This window comes from Cupriavidus basilensis, assembly GCF_029335485.1.
Taxonomy (GTDB): Bacteria; Pseudomonadota; Gammaproteobacteria; order Burkholderiales; family Burkholderiaceae; genus Cupriavidus; species Cupriavidus basilensis_E.
On the sequence record NZ_JARJLM010000036.1, the window covers coordinates 47960 to 63450 of the forward strand.

General features: G+C 59.6%; 20 protein-coding genes and 3 pseudogenes. 3 read left to right on the top strand and 20 right to left on the bottom strand.

Annotated features, from left to right (window positions below; all coding sequences use genetic code 11):
- Nucleotides 1-30: 30 nt before the first annotated feature.
- Nucleotides 31-390: a hypothetical protein gene (locus P3W85_RS02375; RefSeq protein ID WP_276263582.1), complete on the top strand. Its 360-nt coding sequence runs from the start codon at nt 31-33 to the stop codon at nt 388-390.
- Here P3W85_RS02375 and P3W85_RS02380 read toward each other — a convergent pair.
- The 8 genes and pseudogenes from P3W85_RS02380 to P3W85_RS02415 form a co-directional block, all read right to left on the bottom strand.
- Nucleotides 364-990, bottom strand: a complete 627-nt coding sequence (locus tag P3W85_RS02380; RefSeq protein ID WP_276263583.1) for a family 16 glycoside hydrolase — start codon at nt 988-990, stop codon at nt 364-366. The two genes, P3W85_RS02375 and P3W85_RS02380, sit on opposite strands and share 27 nt — an antisense overlap.
- A gap of 32 nt (nt 991-1022) precedes the next feature.
- A pseudogene (locus tag P3W85_RS02385) lies at nt 1023-1109 on the bottom strand (chromate resistance protein ChrB domain-containing protein); the annotation flags it as partial.
- 134 nt (nt 1110-1243) lie between these two features.
- Nucleotides 1244-1408, bottom strand: a pseudogene (locus P3W85_RS02390) (superoxide dismutase); the annotation flags it as partial.
- Between the two features lie 23 nt (nt 1409-1431).
- On the bottom strand, nt 1432-2634 hold the full coding sequence (locus tag P3W85_RS02395) for a chromate transporter (RefSeq protein ID WP_276263584.1): 1203 nt from the start codon (nt 2632-2634) through the stop codon (nt 1432-1434).
- A 30-nt stretch (nt 2635-2664) separates the two neighbouring features.
- A complete protein-coding gene (locus P3W85_RS02400; protein WP_276263585.1) occupies nt 2665-3627 on the bottom strand; it encodes a chromate resistance protein ChrB domain-containing protein in 963 nt (320 codons plus the stop codon).
- 267 nt (nt 3628-3894) lie between these two features.
- Nucleotides 3895-4011 (bottom strand): annotated as a pseudogene (locus tag P3W85_RS02405) (EamA family transporter); the annotation flags it as partial.
- A 322-nt stretch (nt 4012-4333) separates the two neighbouring features.
- Complete coding sequence (locus P3W85_RS02410) at nt 4334-4750, bottom strand: glycine zipper family protein (protein ID WP_276263586.1); 417 nt, start codon at nt 4748-4750, stop codon at nt 4334-4336.
- 13 nt (nt 4751-4763) lie between these two features.
- On the bottom strand, nt 4764-5192 hold the full coding sequence (locus P3W85_RS02415) for a hypothetical protein (protein ID WP_276263587.1): 429 nt from the start codon (nt 5190-5192) through the stop codon (nt 4764-4766).
- A 459-nt stretch (nt 5193-5651) separates the two neighbouring features.
- Here P3W85_RS02415 and P3W85_RS02420 point away from each other — a divergent pair, with 459 nt between their 5' ends.
- Entirely contained in the window at nt 5652-6416 is a 765-nt protein-coding gene (locus P3W85_RS02420) for an isochorismatase family protein (protein ID WP_276263588.1), read from the top strand.
- 1499 nt (nt 6417-7915) lie between these two features.
- Here P3W85_RS02420 and P3W85_RS02425 read toward each other — a convergent pair.
- The 12 genes from P3W85_RS02425 to P3W85_RS02480 form a co-directional block, all read right to left on the bottom strand.
- Nucleotides 7916-8419: a hypothetical protein gene (locus P3W85_RS02425; RefSeq protein ID WP_276263589.1), complete on the bottom strand. Its 504-nt coding sequence runs from the start codon at nt 8417-8419 to the stop codon at nt 7916-7918.
- Between the two features lie 86 nt (nt 8420-8505).
- Nucleotides 8506-8667, bottom strand: a complete 162-nt coding sequence (locus tag P3W85_RS02430; protein ID WP_276263590.1) for a hypothetical protein — start codon at nt 8665-8667, stop codon at nt 8506-8508.
- Nucleotides 8668-8780: 113 nt separating this feature from the next.
- On the bottom strand, nt 8781-9932 hold the full coding sequence (locus P3W85_RS02435) for a zonular occludens toxin domain-containing protein (protein ID WP_276263591.1): 1152 nt from the start codon (nt 9930-9932) through the stop codon (nt 8781-8783).
- On the bottom strand, nt 9929-10228 hold the full coding sequence (locus tag P3W85_RS02440; RefSeq protein ID WP_276263592.1) for a DUF2523 domain-containing protein: 300 nt from the start codon (nt 10226-10228) through the stop codon (nt 9929-9931). The genes P3W85_RS02435 and P3W85_RS02440 overlap by 4 nt, the downstream gene beginning before the upstream one ends.
- The gene (locus tag P3W85_RS02445; protein ID WP_276263593.1) at nt 10228-11109 is read right to left on the bottom strand and encodes a virulence factor TspB C-terminal domain-related protein; all 882 of its coding nucleotides are present in this window, start codon (nt 11107-11109) and stop codon (nt 10228-10230) included. The genes P3W85_RS02440 and P3W85_RS02445 overlap by 1 nt, the downstream gene beginning before the upstream one ends.
- Before the next feature lie 655 nt (nt 11110-11764).
- Nucleotides 11765-11953: a major capsid protein gene (locus tag P3W85_RS02450; protein WP_276263594.1), complete on the bottom strand. Its 189-nt coding sequence runs from the start codon at nt 11951-11953 to the stop codon at nt 11765-11767.
- Nucleotides 11954-11994: 41 nt separating this feature from the next.
- Nucleotides 11995-12243, bottom strand: coding sequence for a hypothetical protein (locus tag P3W85_RS02455; protein ID WP_276263595.1), 249 nt, complete (start codon nt 12241-12243; stop codon nt 11995-11997).
- 3 nt (nt 12244-12246) lie between these two features.
- The gene (locus P3W85_RS02460; RefSeq protein ID WP_276263596.1) at nt 12247-12489 is read right to left on the bottom strand and encodes a hypothetical protein; all 243 of its coding nucleotides are present in this window, start codon (nt 12487-12489) and stop codon (nt 12247-12249) included.
- Between the two features lie 6 nt (nt 12490-12495).
- On the bottom strand, nt 12496-12690 hold the full coding sequence (locus P3W85_RS02465; protein WP_276263597.1) for a hypothetical protein: 195 nt from the start codon (nt 12688-12690) through the stop codon (nt 12496-12498).
- Nucleotides 12691-12692: 2 nt separating this feature from the next.
- Nucleotides 12693-12986, bottom strand: a complete 294-nt coding sequence (locus P3W85_RS02470; RefSeq protein WP_276263598.1) for a hypothetical protein — start codon at nt 12984-12986, stop codon at nt 12693-12695.
- A 20-nt stretch (nt 12987-13006) separates the two neighbouring features.
- A complete protein-coding gene (locus P3W85_RS02475) occupies nt 13007-14263 on the bottom strand; it encodes a replication initiation factor domain-containing protein (RefSeq protein ID WP_276263599.1) in 1257 nt (418 codons plus the stop codon).
- Nucleotides 14264-14265: 2 nt separating this feature from the next.
- Entirely contained in the window at nt 14266-14439 is a 174-nt protein-coding gene (locus P3W85_RS02480; protein ID WP_276263600.1) for a hypothetical protein, read from the bottom strand.
- Nucleotides 14440-15027: 588 nt separating this feature from the next.
- Here P3W85_RS02480 and P3W85_RS02485 point away from each other — a divergent pair.
- Nucleotides 15028-15327: a helix-turn-helix domain-containing protein gene (locus P3W85_RS02485; RefSeq protein ID WP_276263601.1), complete on the top strand. Its 300-nt coding sequence runs from the start codon at nt 15028-15030 to the stop codon at nt 15325-15327.
- The last annotated feature ends 164 nt before the right edge of the window (nt 15328-15491 follow it).

Sequence of the window (15491 nt, forward strand, 5' to 3'; positions counted from 1 at the left end):
GGGAAACGGTCTAACCCGGCACGTTCGCGCGTGATCGGCTTCATGAGGATTTCCCGTGCAGCAGGGGATCTTATCCGACCAATGGGCACCGTCAGTGGCGATCTTGCCAACAAGCCCCTTCTTGATGCCGGCGACAGACAGGCGCTTGAATGCGCCTTCGGCCAGGACCGCGGTAGCAGAGCGGAGGATCGCGATGCCGATCCATATCCTGGCACTCGCGATTGGAGACTGACCGGGGCCGGATTTGCCTTCGCCAGTCGCGACGTTCCTGCCTTCGCTTGCCATTGCGGGTTGCTGGCGATGCTTCTGGTTTGCTCTGATGTGATCATTGGTTTTACTATTTCTTGGTGCTTTTCTTCGGTGCTATTTCGCACTGGGGTTTCCAAATGAGAAGGCGTCGAACAAGGTCACGCTGTCCGCCTTGGTCCATACGCCGACCGCCCCGGCGCCGCTGATGTGATCGTCCGCTACATCGATGTAGCGTTTGCCGTCCAGCGCGACCTGGATGCGGTTCCCAAGGAATTCCACGCGCAGCGTATGCCAGACCCGGGCAGCGACTGGGGCCTCCTGATACAGAATGGTGTGCCTGCGGCCGCCTGTCGTGTAGTACAGCGAGACATTGTTCTCCAATGCATTCGCCCGCGCGACATAGTAGTTATCGCTGTCCTTCCAGCGCCAGACGACGCCGCCGGCTTGGTCCTCTCGCCCAGCGATGGGCTTGAACTTGACCTCCACGAAGCCGTCGGCGATGGAAACAGCTTGCTTCACGCACCAGGGGAAATCCCCGGAGCCCGATTGCTTGAGCACGTTGGCGCCGCTCTGCGCGGCCGGGTCTGCCTCGACGGTCCATTTCGGCGTGCCGCGACCGGTGACACCCGCCACCCATCCTGCGGGCAACGCACCTTGCTTGTCCTGGTTGAACATGATCGTTTCTCCAGTTGACGGCATGGCTGTCAGCAGCATCCATACAAAGAGCAGGATCGCTTTCACGGGGTACCTCCCGGGCGACATCGCAAAGAAGTTCATGCAGGCATCTTCGCTGGCCACCGATGCGTCTCCGCCCGGCAATGCAGGCACCAGGCATACAGGGCGTCATACATCACCATGCCTCGGAAGCCTGTGTCTTCCAGCCGGGCGGCACTGTCCTGGCCGACTTGATGACCGTGTACGCAATAGACGATCACCGGCCGGCTGGTGTCGAGCGCGGAGATCCAGCCATCCATGTCATCGGGATTGCGCCAAGCACGGGTGCGATTGCCGGATCCAGCGAGGCAAGTTCCGCGGCGATGGCATTCAATCGTTTCATCGCGCCGCCATAGTTGTTCTCGTAATGGCTGACGATCAGTTTTTCCGAGAGGCCAGTGAGCTTGCCTGGATCGACGCCCAGCGGCTTCATTTCATAGATCATGATGGATGCCTTGTTCGTGCGGCTCATGCGTGGAGAAGCGGGTAGGCGACCAGGCCGATCAGTGCGGCGCCGACGACGATGACTGGCTCAGGCAACTTCTTGAATTTCCAGAGCAACGCGACCGTGACAAGCGCAAGCAAGACAGTGGGCAGATCGATAATCGAGCGTCTAGCCAGGACGATCACGGCGCCCGTGATGGCCCCAACCGCCGCCGCCGTCACGCCATCGACGAAGGCGATGATGCCGGGGCGCTTCCCGTACTTCTTGAAGTAGGGAGCCGGGATCACGGTAAACAGGTAGCAAGGCAGGAATGTGCCTAGCGCGGCCACGGACGCCCCCGGCAGGCCGGCAACCAGATAGCCGATGAACCCGACCGTGATCACCACGGGGCCCGGCGTGATCATGGCCACTGCCACTGCGTCGACAAACTGCTTGTCGTTCAACCAATGGTGCTCGGTCACGACGCCGCCGTACAGGAACGGCACGATGGCAAGTCCGGACCCGAATACGAAGGCGCCGGCCTTGGCGAAGAACACGCCGATCTGCGTCAACAGCGGCCAGTCCACGGTGCTGACGATCCCGCTCACCGCGGGCACTTGCGTCGCCGCAATGGCGGTGAGGCCGCCTTGTCGCAGCCACTTCGGTGGCGCGCGCCAGAACCACACTACGATCCCGGCCGCCAGGAACAGCCAGGCGATCTCGGATTCGGTCACCACGGTCACCGTTGCCAACACCAGGTAGATCACCCACAGCAGCTTGTCCTTGCCCACACTTTTGTTGGTGAGCTTGTAGGCGCTGATCGCAATGATCCCGATGACCGCCGCGCCAACCCCATAGAACACCGACTGCATCCAGGTCAGCCCGCCAAAGCGGACGTAGGCCCAACCCAGCGCCACCACCATCAGGAATGACGGGATGACGAATGCAATGCCGACCAAGGTCGCTCCGACGATGCGGTAATGCACATAGCCAAGATAGATGGCGAGTTGCGCAGCCAGCGGACCGGGAGCCAACTGTGCCAGCGCCAGGCCTTCCTTGTAATCGGCATCGGTAATCCACTTACGTGCATCCACCAGGTCCCGGTGCATGTAGCCGGCGAGGGCAACGGGGCCGCCGAAGCCCAGCGTACCCAGGCGCAACATATAGAACACAAGTTGCCGGAACGAATAGCTCGGCCGTTCGGCCGCCGGCGCTTGCGGAATGTCGGTTCGCTGCGGGTTGCTCATGGAGCTTCCTTGAGATGGACTCGGTGACGGCTAGCGTTTCCGGTGATTCAAAAAGTGGGCATGCAGGGAATCCAGCACCAGGCCGATTTCGGCCAACAGCGCATCGTCGTCGGCCAGCCGCTCGCGGGCGCCGGCCAGAATCGCCTCGAACCCGCTCGCTTCGGGGACGGTCGGGCCGCCGACATCCAACGCGTGGACCATCCCCGCCAGGCGCTGCAATCCTGGATTTGCGTCCAGGCCAAAGCTTGCAAGCAGCACCTCGAAGGAAACCTTGTCGCCGACATGGGTGAATGTCGCGTCGTCGAAATCAAAGCCCAACGCGTCGGAGGGGCAGTCGCTTGGCGATTCGAGCCACTGAAAACGGGCGTGGGGATCGATGAAGCGCTGGATCAGCCAGGCGCACGCCACCCTGTCGACCCAAAGATGGCGGCGGGTCGCCCATAGCCGCCCCTGGTATTGCGTGGGGTCGCGCCGCGCGATCGACCCGGCCGCAGGATGCGGCTCGCCCGGCGACAGGATCGTTTCAATGGCGCCCGTAAAGTCTCGCCACTGCGCTTCAGCACGCAAGGACGCCTCGTTGGGGAAGAAATCGACCTTGCGAATCGCTTCATAATTGCGTCCGAGCCGCCGCAGCAAGCGATTGAGCTCGGCTTCACTTAGTCCGGAAAGCGTCTGGCGAGCTTCCGAGACGGAGGCGAGGAAATCGGCATAGTCGCCCGATCGGTCGAACAGTGCGCGGTAGACGGCGGCGTCGTCGTCCTCTTGGGGATGTACGGTCAACAGCCAGGCTTGGCCATCCTGCAGCTGGGTTTCGTCGGCCAGTTCGCGGAACTGCTCCACTTGCTCGGCCCTGGCCGGCAGCAGATAGGCCCCGTCGCGCAAGGCGGCTCCGCCTAACGCCTTGAGCGTGCGCCAAATCCGCATGCGGGCGGTCGCGCCCGATGTGGGAAGGCTGACGATCAGCAGGATCCAGGAATCTTGGGATGTGGTCATGGAAGGCAGCATAGGGGGGCTTAGCACGAGTTTCAATGATGTAGAGATCATTACAAAAACGGAGGCAGCCTTGTAGAGTGCCGTCTTTAGATGGATCGATCCTGGATTGCTTGGCGTCGCCTCGCAGACCAGCCTGGAAGCTGGGCAAACGTGGACGGGACACCACATCCGGTGTCGCTCGCGACCGCTCAAGTTGGGAAAAGCGTTTCGACTGGAAGCCAGTTCACCGAATTCTGAAGCCGGCTACTCGAAGGCGGCATGGGGAGGGGCAATAGGCCCTGCGGCGAGCCAGAGCAGGACATTCGGTATCGCCGGCCACAAGACGAAGGAGATCATCACACCGCACAAGGGGGGGGCCACTGAAAAGTAAGCACCTGTCCTGGCCTCGCTCCTCAACATGGGAAACAGCGCTGCCGGCCCGGTTGCCCCGGCGCCTGGCCGGAGGGTTACCGCGCTAGCGGTCTGGTCCACTGACCGGAAGTTGCCGACCACCATGGCCGGCCGAGCGGCCGTCGCCGACCCATTTCGAACACTCGGCTCAACCCAATCAAACGGCTGCAATGGTCGACGAGCCGTCCGCCGCCGTGTCGGCCAACGCCGGCTCGTCGGCCAATGCGGTCAACCTGACCCAACCGGCAGCCGCCGCCGTTGCGCCGATATTGCAACGGTCCCTTGCGTCAATTGCTTTGAAGATTCGCCAGGACGGTCAGGGGGCGTACCCTTGCGGTGCCGGCGGCGGGGAGTAGGGCTTGTAATTGGCAGGTGGCGTCGCGGGCGGTGCCGCGAGCATCTGGCCGTAGACCGGGACCCGGTGTCCGCTGGCGTACATGCACTGAATGTAGGCAGCGTCGTATTGGTGCTGCGCACTGTCTCCTGAGTCGCTGGAATTGCTGGCACCGACCGCCGAACTGCCCATCGCCGCCGTGTTGGAGGCTTGATGCGAGCTCACACCGCCGACCTGGCCCAGCGCGAACTGGCGGCAGTTATGGTCATCACCGAGAAACTGGTCGAGCGTCTTGCTACTGCCTGGGAGCACCATCACGCTGGGACTCGACGGCATTGCCGTACAGGCGCCCACAACTAACGCGGCCGCCATCAGGAGGGGAACGGAACGCGGCTTCATCTATGCCTCGGCATTACGGCGACGGCTGGGCCGGCACTGTTTGCCAGCCGCCAGGACAGTCCTTGATATATGGGTAATAGCCACTGGGCTGGTCGCAGCGGTACCACCATGCGTTAGCCGACGCACCGTCCGACCCATCACCTTGCTCGATGTATTGCGCTGCGGGCGTGTAGTAACCGGGGTAGGCATTGGGGTATGGCCAGCCGTCGTATGGATATCCCCACCAGCCCGGCCAGCCGCCGCCTACCACGAAGACCACGTGCCTGTGCCCATGGTGAAAACCGTCATGGTGGAAGCCATCGTGACCGTGAAAGCTGCCGTGCATGCCACCGCCGCCACCACGACCGCCGCCCCGACCGCCGGCCAGCGAGGGACCGCCGGCGGCCATCGCCGCCCCTGCCACTAGTGCGAGGGCGATCTTGCAAAACCTGCGCCCGTTCATGATGTGTCTCCTGCTTTGCTGCCCGACTTCCGGGTCACTCGGGACCCGCGCCGGACCGTTCGCTCTGTATCGTTTAGTTTGCTTAGATACCCCGTGCACGTATCTCCGCTTGTATTGAATATCAAATTGACGCATCCGGCGCCGGCCATGGAGCCCCGGAAAATGTGGCGTCGTTGCCGCTATTACCGGCACGGCACCCGGCCACGCCTGGCCTGAGGGGGGTGCCGCGTTATCGTGTAAACGGCTGAGAGGTCGGATTTATTCCATCAACCAGCCCCTCGACTTCCTATCATGCTTTCATGATTTCGGCCAAGGTTCTGAACGAGCAACTCGGCTACCTGACTGCTGGCGGTGTGCTGCAACGCATGCCAGAGAAGGCGGTTTTCCCATGTGGATCCCTAGGGCGCAGGCGTCGAGTCCGTGCCCCGCATATCCCCACAACCATCAAGGAGAATCAGCATGACCGCGACCCGTCCCGCCGATATCGTCAGCCCCATCACTGACAACGCACTTCCCAACCGCGTGTCCGCCGCCGACGCCCGCGTTGCCGGCCGCTACGGCCACGACAAGCCGACTGCCGAGAACAGTATCGTCCTGCTGGTCGATCACCAGATCGGGCTGATGGCGGGGATGCGCGACACCACCTCGCTGGCCGAACTCAAGAGCAATGTAGTCGGTCTTGCCCGCACGGCGAAGGCGTTGGGCCTGCCCACGCTCATCACCTCGTCGAACGCGCAGTGGCAAAACGGCGACAATCTGCCGGAGATCAAAGAGATCTTTTCCGACCAGCCAATCTACCGCCGCACCGGCATCATCAACTGCTATGAAGATCCGACCTTCCGCAAGGCGCTGGAGGATCTTGTCGCCCAGACCAGCCGCCGCCACATCATTATCGCTGGCGTGACGATCGGCACCTGCTGTGCGCTGCCGACACTGTCGATGCTGAACGACGGTTACAGCGTATACCCGGTGGTTGATGCGTGCGGCGCTTGGAACCGCTATGAGGCGGATGCCGCCATGTCGCGTATGGCCAATGCTGGCGCGGAACTGGTCACGACATTCGCGCTTGCCTGCGAGTTGCAGGCCGACTGGAAGCTGTCCAGTGCAAATGCGATGCTCGAACCGTTCAACCAGAATCTTTCCGAATATGGCTTTGTGCTCCAGAACTTCTGGAACAACGCCAACGGCCATGTCGTCCCCGATCCGTTCGGGATGGTGAAGTAGGGGAGTGCCGGCGCGCGGAAAGCGACGCAACGTAGTGCGGCGTGAGCGTACCGCCACGCGAAAGGGTATTGATGTGGATGCCTCTCTCTCCGAGCGCTATGGCCAACGGTTCGTAGCATGCAAGGGCTACGGAGCGATGTGAATAGGTAGGTTTGGTTGTGCTTGCAGCCTAGATGAACAAGCTGTGCCGTTGGAGCCCCCCATGACCGCTCCTGAACAGCCCTCAGCGGAGGGCTAAGATATGCGGCATTCGATTCGCCGTGCGTCAAGAGGCTTACGAGGAGGACATCAGCCAGCGCTCGTGGGTTAACGCTGATGAGCTTCGATCGAGATAGAAGCAGTAAGCCGCGATCAATGGTGATCAATGGTATGTAGGAAAAGTAGCCAGTGGCTTACGGGCCACAATTGGATGGGCTTACGGGAATTTCCACATACAATTGCGCCGGAGCACTGCTACGTTGTGGGCGACTTCGAGTGGGTGTGCCAGGTTTGCAATGATCGGTAGTTGTTTTTCGCGGATCCAACATTCTGGTGCCGGGCTACGGCAGCGGAGAACGGCAAGCCGCACTGCATTCTATTGATTTAACATAATCCTTATTATGCGCGGCAAATCAAACTTTAGGTTTTAAGCAATTAACGAGTTACAAGCCCCCACTGCCGGGGGTTTAGCAAGGCAAGCCAGCACCGTTAGGTGACTGGCTTTTTTATTGCCGGAGACGACATGAAGAACCCGTCCAGGCGCTGGGTCAGTACCATCGAATTCGAACGACTTGCCAGCGGCTTACCACGAAAACACCTAGCACGTCTATTGCGTAGATGCGACAGAACCATCCGGGATTGGCAGACTGGAAGACGCCCAATACCAGCATGGACCATCGACACGCTACGAATCCACCAGTACGAACGAGAACAAGTTTTTCGACAAATGTTCCCGCAAGCCCCAAGCGCACCAAACTAACAAAAACAGAGAAATAAGCGTAACGACTCCCTGTAACGTAAAATGATCGCCACACAAAAAAGGGGGTCACATGCGTACTGCAGTTGCCATAGCTTTCCTTATCGCGGCCACGCCAATGGCGCAGGCATACACCGTCACCACGACAACCACCACAACAAAGAATCCTGACGGAACGGTGTCCGTAGAGACAACCCAAAGCGCCCCCTATTCCGCAGCTCGATGCCAACAACTCATGGTCGACCAAAACATGCTACTTGACCAGCTAAGACGCACTGGATGGAAGCTTGAGCAAGACTTGGCGCGAGCCCAACTTGCCCAGGTTCAAGAGGAAATCATCCTGCGCCGCTGCTGACCAGGGCACCACAATCAGGAACGCAAGAGCGCCACGAGCCCTCAGAGCAACGCTACGAGAGCACAACCGCGGTGGGAGTTTGGCCTTCGGCCCGGCTTGCATAGAAAGGGGGTTCATCGGTGCGCAAACGGCACCAGGAATGCGAAAGCGCCCGGCAGATCGGGCGCTTTTTTGTTACTACCTTGCGCGTTACGACATAGAGTCACCGGTCATCGCGTTCCACAAGGCTTTACGCATATCGCTAGTCGTCCGCGAATCCGCCGCGAAAGCCTCCCAGCCAGGCAGATCTGCAATGGCGTGACGTGCCGTCCAGCTCCGGGCCTTCCGCACGCGACTCACCAGATCCACCATAAAATCGAACTGCACCGGATTTCCGTTACGCGTTACGGATTTTTCGACGCCCTTCTTCGCTGCGGCCAGCTCGGCCTTGAGCTTGCCTGACACAGCAGCAGCCTCATTGCGCTGAAGCCTCATGCGAGCCAGCTGACCGGTCATGTCATCGATGGTCTCATGCGCTTCGGCCAGCTCGGCCTTGGTAGCCTCCAGTTCGGCCCGCAATTCCGCCATCGCATCCTCCAGGCCCCCGACGTCCTGGTGCATCACCTCGCCACGGAACACGCCGGCATTTTCCGTTACCGTAACGGAAGCCTTGCGCCTAGCGCGATAGGCTGCCTGGCGTTCAGCGTTGCTCATGGCATCCGGCTTACGCGGACGCCCACGACCAGGTCGAACGCCAGCCAGCAACTCCGCAGTACGATTATCCGTTACGTCACGCATATTCATCGACCCTTCCCAAGAAAACCGCCCGCTGCACCAAATACGCCCAACAGAATGCACATCAACCCGACGCCGAGCACGAACTTTACGTACTGCGAATACCCTGCCACTTGAAGGCAAACAGCAAAAATCAGCAGCACGAAAGACGCAAAGATCATTTTCACTGTTAGCTCCCAATCAGATTCTTCGTTACGTAACGTTTAACAGCCATTAAATCTATTTTATGTTACTAGTAACGAATAATCAATATCCGTTACATTTCTAACCGTAACGAAAATTAGCGTCGATACCCAAACCGAGGTTTTTCCGGCTGATCGAGCGCTTCGAGATCCATCGCAGACGGTGACCGGCGATTGTCTAGCACCACGAACTGCGGCATTGGCGCGGGCTTTGCCGCTTCCGGTGGCGGAGCCGGCGCCACGACCGGGACCGGCTGCGCAACCTGTTGCGGACGCTCCCCATCCGGATCAAACGCCATGAAAAACCCGGTCTGCACGATCTGCGCGCATTGATCCTTCTGAACCGGCAACCGCGTGCCCTGCTGCGTGTAGCAATTGCAACCGCCCTTGAACGTGACACACGCCGCAGGCACCGGCACCCGCTTTGGCTTGGTCAAGTCATCGTAAGCCGGCGCGGTGTAGTCCAGCCCAGGAATCCGCGGCGTGTACGACTGCACATACTCCGCAGTGGTCAGCGGGCGCGCACGCCGATCCCCTTCCGTGCCATACGCAATCTGCCCGCCCTTCTGCGAACCTGCCGCCTGCGTGAGCTCAGCCTCGCCGTGCATCGGCTTGTAGACCTTGCGATAGCCCACATACCCCAACAGCACCAGCGCGGCAATCGAGAGCGGCACAATGGCCATCACCTTGGGAGGAATCTTCCGCTTGACGGTATGCACCTCCGCAGACTTGTACAGGCCATACACCGACTTGGGAAACTTGAAAGTGGAGCGTTGCGAATCCTTCCGTCCGGCCGGCTTGTCGCAGTTCTCCCGCACCGCATTCCACTCGTGCAAGCTCGACGCCTGCGCGCCAAACTTGCGCACCAGATGGATATGCCGACCGCACAGCCGGCGCACATTGTTGTCCAGCAACATCGGATGCTGCGTGAACAACCACAGCCGAATCCCGCGATGACGCAATGTCTCCAACTCACTCACCCAACGCGGCACCGCTGCACCGTTGGCACGCACCCGAAACAGCTTCTGTGCCTCATCAATGAACACCACCGAGCCATCCGGCACGTCCGGCCAGTCCTCCGGTTTTTCCAAAGGCAACCACGGCAACACAAGCTCATTGATCCCGTGATAGAACACTGCCCCCTCCTTCGCGCCCTCCTCTTCCCAAAGCTTCTTGACCGAGTGAATGCCAAAGAGGGTTTTGCCATTCCCTTGCAGACCCGTAACCAGGGTAACAACCGAGGTACTCATTTCAGCACCATCTTGGTAATTTTGTCTGAGGTCAAACCAGACAACACCAGACGCGCCGCCACCGCCGAAAAGAAGATGCTGACGCACACATCAAGCTTCACCAGCGCAAGCACCTGGACGAACTCAATCGGCAGCGCGCCCAGGTTCGACAACACCTGCGCCTTGTAAGAATCGATCAGCACCGACAAGCCACTGTAGGTCACGTAAGAAATGCTCAGCGCGATCAACACGCGCCCCACCATCGAGGCCGCAATGGACACCAACCCGCCAAGCAGAGACAGTAGAAATACCGGCATTATTTAACCCCTCCCATTACGATCTTCGCCGCACCCAACATCGAAATGGCCACGAACAGCGTGCCGATGTAGGACAGATACTGATTCAGCCGAGAGAACGGAAACGTGATCGCCTGACCCGACACAGTGAACGTCTTGTCTTGCAACCCGCCGCTACCCGCCAAGAACGCCGACTGATCGATCGAACTACTCAACGCTAAGGTAGTCCGTTGGGTCGCATCCGCCGGATTTGACACCGTATCGTTGCCAGCAAGAATGTTCCCAGCAAGGGCACTCTGTGGGTTCGCCTTCTGGTTATCGCACCGCGTCCCATATTCCTGCTTAACCATCATGCACTGCACCGCATCACCGTTGCACACCGGCGGCGATGTGCAGTCATCCCCGCCCGATGCTTGGCTTTGATCCGTGCCCTTGCACACCTTGTCGTTCGGGTTCGTTGCGCAAAAACTGTCCTTCGGTTCCGTGGTCGAAGTTTTCGTGCCGTCCGGATTCGTCTTCGTCTGCGTGACCGACTGCACGCCATTCACGTTACTGACATTGGTCACCGTATTCGTGGTCTGAGCCGCAGCCTGAACCCCGCTCGCATCGGTGGCCTGCGTAGTCTGCGACGTGTTCTGCTGTACTGTCGAATTCGGAACGGTCCCAGCCTGGGCGCACATCCCAACGCCGTTCACCGTGCCGTAAATCAAACCACGCTTCTGGCAACTGACCAGCGACGGCGGATCGGTCGCCTTGGTCGTCGTATCGATGGTGTCGTAATTCGCCCCGCTACAGGTAGCCCCGGTCCCCATGCCGATATCAGAGGCATAGCTCGTGCCGGACTGCACACCAACCGAGCCTCCAGGGTAGGCGCAACCCTGAATGCAGATCGTGCTCGGCAAGGACGTTGCCGTGCCCTGTACCGAAGCCCCCAGGTACTTCGACTTGACAGCAGCATCCGTACATACAGGCCCAGGCGAAGAACACTGATTCGCAAGCGGCTTCGTTGTATCCGGTGCAACACCATTCGCGCACCAAGCCCCAAAGGTATAAACAGTCCCCTGATTGGCTGTTTGCACGAACCCATCACTATTACGCTTCATAGTGACTGAACACGCCGAGACCCCAGCCACATACCCAGGCGTGCCTTGCATAGTCCAACCAACCATTGCAGTAGCCCATGGCCCTGGCAAGACATCCGAACACACAGCCGCTTGGGATGTGCGGATATAGGACGCATCCTTGTAGTTCACATTGTTGTAATTCAGGTAATAGCCCGTCACGGGCGCATCAGCACGAGCCTCAGAATCCCAAATCAGGCCACAGGCACACAGAGCCAAGATAATGAGACTGACACGAGCCAGGAGGCGACTTGTCCAAAGCAGCGCACCCCGAAAGCACCAACACGACCAAAACATAGACGACCCCTCTCATTTGTGCGTGAACATGATCCAAGCCGCGCCAACCAGCGCCAGAATGACGAAAACACCCATAGGAGCCTCGCAAAAAAAATGGGGACCATCGGCCCCCGAAAAACTAAAAGAGCCCGCTAGAGCCTTACAGCGCCGAACGCAGCCACTTCACAGCCTTGACCGCCAACACGATCAGGATCACACCGGCCCCGACCGTGGCCGCATCCGTCGCACCGGTGCTCAGTGCCGTGCTGACAGCCGGATCGATAGCAGCATTGGCAGCGCCAGCAGCCATCAGGGGAACCGCATAGCCCAGCTTACGAACAAGTTTCATTTTTCCAACTCCCGAAAATGCCGGAATGCCCCGGCAGGCTCTCAGCTAAGCGCCGAGGTATCGTCGCCCGACGCCAGAGCGCCAAGCACTGCACGTATCGCGTACGCAACCGCCCAAACCAAGAGAATCGCCGTACCGATCGTTTGCCCATCGCCCGCTGACAACGCCAGCGGATTGTTCAGAAACTCCGACGACGCCTGCACCACATAGGCACAGGTGCTCAAGTCAGCCGGCTGCGGGCTGACCGCAACCAAAGCACCGGAGCCGTTGACCTGAACACATAGCGCCACGACTCACCCCTCCTGCATGTCTTTCAGCAGCTCATCGACACACGCATTCAAGGCTTCGACATGCACCTCAACGTCGCAATCGCCTTGAATCAGCCCGCGCAGATACGCACACGCCTGCACAAGCTTCGGACCACCATAACGACCCACTTCCAGCAGAATCGCCAGCAGCGTCGCTATCTCGACCGGCCTGAGCGAAATCGAAAAATTCCGCTCCTGCTGATGCAAAAAATCTTGCGTATCTTCCATAGCCCTTTAACCCCTCTCGTTGAAAACGGCCACCACGTCGAACGCTTCGTCGCAGTGATCGCTCGCGGTCTCAAATGCCTCTTCACGCGATTCGAACGTGCCCGCTTCCTTCAGGCGGTGCGTGAAGCCCACGTCCCCGGAATACGGGCACAGGAACATGCCCGAATCCACCTCCTGAACAACGAACACAACCGCGCCCATGGTTAGGCCGCCTTGATAGGCGAGAGGCTGTGCACGATGGTCTTGGAGGTCTTGCCGTTGCTGACGATCTCCATGTCAGCCTTCGCCATGAACGGGAAAGGCAGCTTTTCGTACTTGGCGAATTCGTCGGAGGTGCCAACGTTGTATTCACCCGCCGCCATCCCCTTGGCCGTACCCTTCGACGCATCCAGCGGCGTCACGATGTACGCCTTCGTGCTGTCGTATGTCTGGCCGTTGTCCATCGCACCCTTACTCGACTTCATGCCGAGCACTTGAACTTCCGTCGTAAAACGCATCTGACTTCCCCTAAGCGCGGCTATACGACCATGCCCAGCGCGCCGCTATAGTCGCTGGAGTCGAGCTTGAATTCGTTGAAAGACTTCCGGCGTTCCTGGCGATGCACAGGAGTATCCGCATAGAAGTAGTCGGGCACCTTGAGCCGCTTGGGCCAATCGCCCAGCCTGTTGCGCGTCTTCTGCACAAGCTCTTCCGCACCGAAGAAATCGGCCAACACACCGATGTACTTGCCGAACTGCGTGTTGAGCAGCTTGAGCGATGCATCCACGCTAATTTCCGCATTCTTGCGCTTGATCTCGGCCCGCTGCGGCGTCACCGTCAGATTCAGCAAGGCAAACGCCTTCTTGTACGCACCCATGAAATAGCCGCTCGGATCGACCAACACATCGAACGGAATCAGGCGCGATTTGTTCGACATTTCCACTTCGCCACGCACCCATGGCGAGGTACTGTCACCCTGCTCCATGCCCTTCTCATACCCACGGAACATCAGGCCCGCCTTGCGCGTGCCGATATACACCGTGCGGCCCTTACCACTCGGATTCTTCCAGTCCCCCGCATGCTGGCAGCAAGGAATGGTGTACGCATTGGTAAAGAATCCATCCGTGTGCATCTGGTCAAGCTGATCCACCGTGACTTCACCGTGAAACCAGTCATGCGCGAGATCAACACGCGTAATCACCGGACGCCTTGCCCGCGTGGTCAGGAACGTATGCAAGCGCCCTTCCCATCCTGGCTTTGCCGCGATGGTCCCCTGCCCCGCCAGCGAAATCAGAATGGTGCTGTTCTGCTTGGCTCCGCCGAAACCCACGTGCCCCCAGTTGTCGCCTAGCTCCCACGTTTCGCCGTAGAAGTCCCGGCGCTGGCCGAGGTTGCGCGTCAAGCCGAAGCCAAACACCTCTTCGAGTGCTGCGCTGGTAGCCCGCACAAACGCTTCATCGTCCACGCCATCGACCACCGGCAAGAACGTTTCTTCGCCGATCACCACCCGCAGCCCGTCGATGATGGCAACCTGACCGTTCGTCGGCACACGCACCGATACCACTTTCAACTCGCCAGAATCAGCCATCACGAGGCTGACATCGCTGTGGTCCGCAATCGCGAGCGCTTCTAGTTCCCCCCTATTAGTAAGGGGGGAACTTCCGGTCCCCACCGCCGACATGGTGGGGTGTCCTTCGCTCCGCTCGGCGCTGGCGCGCGCCGCAAGCGTCGCGCCACCATCGCCGCGCTTCGCTGCGGGACGTGCTTCCGAAACGGTCGCTTTGAGCTTGCCCATGCTTACCACTCCCCCATCAAGCCGCCGAGCATGAACAACTCATGACAAAGACCAACCTCAACATCGCACCCGATTGCAATCGAATCACGACAAGCCGAAACCGTGACCTCACGCTCCCACAGCAGCCGAAGCAGGCGATCCCGATTGATTTCCATCAACAACGTGTAGGCGTCCATCACCACTCCCCCATCAGGCCGCCGAGAGCGTGCAGGCAAGCCCGCGCACCAGCCCGGTTATCACCATGCTCAAGCGCGGAGCACAGGACCGAATACAAGACATTCGCGCCAATCACTCGCATCACGCTGCCCCCTCCAACCAACTCGGACGCCGACCGCAACCATGCCCACCCGCGACCACCATCCCAAACGGCCCAGACAAGCCTTCACCGCGCAGGAGCATCTCCACTGCTGCGCAGGCGTGCGCACCATCGATCGCGTAGACCTCAAACGACCGTTGACCGGTCGGAAGCGCCACAACGATGACAAAGACCCGTTGCCCACTCATCAGGCACCCCTCCGCACGTCCACAAGCGCCGAGGCGATGCGCGTAGCGGCCCACAGGCCCGCCCACGCACCCACAGCGGCGGCGGCACCCACGCCCGCTGCAACAGCCAGTAGCAAGCCCATTTGCGCCATTCGTTTACCCCTGTTCGTTTACCGACTACACTCCGGCCTGTGTAACCCGACTCTGGGTTACACAGAACTGTGTGACGTATGGCGCGAAGATTACACAGAACTGTGTAACCAACAAAAGAGGAATTTTCTATGAGCTACAGTGAATTGATAGATAAGGCGCTTCATGGCCGGAGCGTCAACAGCGTGGCGAAGGCCATCGGAATGAAGCAACAGACGCTCGACAGGTACGTCAAGGGCCAGACTCTGCCCGACTACACAAGCGCGTTTTTGCTGGCCCGAGAAGCAGGCATCGACCCCCGCGAGATGTTCCTCGCGCTGGTCGAAGAAGAGGCCAAAAAGAAGGGGGTATTGGAAAAAATTTCCAAGGGTTTTGAATCGCTGCTATCGCTCGTCAAGCCGCGCCGGTATTGGGGTCCGGCGTGGCGATAGCAGACTAAAGCTTGATTTGACGTGCTCCTTATTATCCGTAAAACGTAATGTAAAGGCCAAATCAGAATGTCCGCTTCCAGCCACATCAGAATGTCCCCTGGATAGACCTATACTGGTAGCGCCTGGGTTGGACGGGAGCGCGCCATGAAGGATCGAGGGTTGAT

Coding starts and splice junctions, on each gene's coding strand:
- P3W85_RS02400 (WP_276263585.1), bottom strand. CDS start 3,627: ATGACCACATCCCAAGATTCCTGGATCCTGCTGATCGTCAGCCTTCCC.
- P3W85_RS02470 (WP_276263598.1), bottom strand. CDS start 12,986: ATGCGTTTTACGACGGAAGTTCAAGTGCTCGGCATGAAGTCGAGTAAG.
- P3W85_RS02465 (WP_276263597.1), bottom strand. CDS start 12,690: ATGGGCGCGGTTGTGTTCGTTGTTCAGGAGGTGGATTCGGGCATGTTC.
- P3W85_RS02460 (WP_276263596.1), bottom strand. CDS start 12,489: ATGGAAGATACGCAAGATTTTTTGCATCAGCAGGAGCGGAATTTTTCG.
- P3W85_RS02440 (WP_276263592.1), bottom strand. CDS start 10,228: ATGCCGGTATTTCTACTGTCTCTGCTTGGCGGGTTGGTGTCCATTGCG.
- P3W85_RS02485 (WP_276263601.1), top strand. CDS start 15,028: ATGAGCTACAGTGAATTGATAGATAAGGCGCTTCATGGCCGGAGCGTC.
- P3W85_RS02420 (WP_276263588.1), top strand. CDS start 5,652: ATGACCGCGACCCGTCCCGCCGATATCGTCAGCCCCATCACTGACAAC.
- P3W85_RS02425 (WP_276263589.1), bottom strand. CDS start 8,419: ATGAGCAACGCTGAACGCCAGGCAGCCTATCGCGCTAGGCGCAAGGCT.
- P3W85_RS02410 (WP_276263586.1), bottom strand. CDS start 4,750: ATGAAGCCGCGTTCCGTTCCCCTCCTGATGGCGGCCGCGTTAGTTGTG.
- P3W85_RS02435 (WP_276263591.1), bottom strand. CDS start 9,932: ATGAGTACCTCGGTTGTTACCCTGGTTACGGGTCTGCAAGGGAATGGC.
- P3W85_RS02450 (WP_276263594.1), bottom strand. CDS start 11,953: ATGAAACTTGTTCGTAAGCTGGGCTATGCGGTTCCCCTGATGGCTGCT.
- P3W85_RS02480 (WP_276263600.1), bottom strand. CDS start 14,439: ATGGACGCCTACACGTTGTTGATGGAAATCAATCGGGATCGCCTGCTT.
- P3W85_RS02475 (WP_276263599.1), bottom strand. CDS start 14,263: ATGGGCAAGCTCAAAGCGACCGTTTCGGAAGCACGTCCCGCAGCGAAG.
- P3W85_RS02415 (WP_276263587.1), bottom strand. CDS start 5,192: ATGAACGGGCGCAGGTTTTGCAAGATCGCCCTCGCACTAGTGGCAGGG.
- P3W85_RS02395 (WP_276263584.1), bottom strand. CDS start 2,634: ATGAGCAACCCGCAGCGAACCGACATTCCGCAAGCGCCGGCGGCCGAA.